Source organism: Campylobacter concisus (assembly GCF_002913865.1).
Classification (GTDB): Bacteria; Campylobacterota; Campylobacteria; order Campylobacterales; family Campylobacteraceae; genus Campylobacter_A; species Campylobacter_A concisus_AM.
Window position 1 is genome coordinate 1 of sequence record NZ_POYX01000101.1, and the last position, 625, is coordinate 625.

Annotated in this window: 1 protein-coding gene; it reads right to left on the reverse strand. The window is 34.9% G+C overall.

What is annotated here, in order from left to right; all coding sequences use genetic code 11:
• Positions 1 to 183: 183 nt before the first annotated feature.
• On the reverse strand, positions 184 to 625 hold a 442-nt coding region (locus tag CYP77_RS06695; RefSeq protein WP_103567478.1), incomplete at its 5' end, for an NAD(P)/FAD-dependent oxidoreductase.

The following is a 625-nucleotide window of genomic DNA, read 5'->3' on the forward strand; positions in this document are numbered from 1 at the left end:
TTAGATTTAAAATTCCAAGTTTTACAACTATCCGTGCAGCACTCGCAGCTGCCAAGTCACTAAGCACAGTTCAAACTGGCAAAGCACTTGAGGTAAAAAGCTTGCAAGAGTATCTAAGCGAGAGATAGTAAATTTAGTGGCAGTTTTGGCTGCCACTAGCTAAATTCCTCTGAATTTGATTAGCTATTTTTTTAAAGCGCTAGCAACCTTTAGAGCGCTTGCAAATGCAAAATGTAAGTTATATCCACCAAGCATACCAGTGATATCTAAGACTTCTCCTATAAAATAAAGTCCTTTTACACTTTTGCACTCTAAATTTTCATCTAAAAATATAGTTTTTACACCACCTTTTGTAACTTCAGCCCTTTCAAAGCCAAATGTCCCAGCTGGGGCAAATTCGTAAGCAAAAAGCCTTTTTATGATACTTTTTCCATCATCACTAAATTCATAAAACGCTCTATCTTTTAAGCCAAAATTTCTTAAAAATTCTAGCACAAATCTCTTTGGTAAAGGCAAAACCGAGCTAAGTTGTTTTTTGCCATTTACTAAATTTTTCTCACTAAATTTAGGCAAAAAATTTATGCAAATTCGACCCTTTTGCCAAAAAAGTGAGGCGTTTAGTATC